The organism is Xanthomonas cissicola, assembly GCF_008801575.1.
GTDB lineage: Bacteria > Pseudomonadota > Gammaproteobacteria > Xanthomonadales > Xanthomonadaceae > Xanthomonas > Xanthomonas cissicola.
Genome location: NZ_VZPL01000305.1, coordinates 1 through 248 on the forward strand (window position 1 = coordinate 1; position 248 = coordinate 248).

Below are 248 nucleotides of genomic sequence, written 5' to 3' on the forward strand. Positions count from 1 at the left end.
CCCCATCCGGGCCTTGGCCTTGCGCAGCACCGAGGCGAGGGTATTGGTGAGCGCGGCGAACCGCTCCATGATCTGCGCTTGATAGTCGGCGAACTTCAGCCGCAGCAGCCACGCCTCGGCGTTGCGCAGCACCGAGGCGAGGGTATTGGTGAGCGCGGCGAACCGCTCCATGATCTGCGCTTGATAGTCGGCGAACTTCAGCCGCAGCAGCCACGCCTCGGCGTTGCGCGTGCCGATGCGGTTGAGGA

Annotated in this window: 1 pseudogene; it reads right to left on the reverse strand. The window is 66.5% G+C overall.

Going from position 1 to position 248, the window contains the following annotated elements:
- A pseudogene (locus tag F7R02_RS26220) lies at positions 1-248 on the reverse strand (hypothetical protein); the annotation flags it as partial.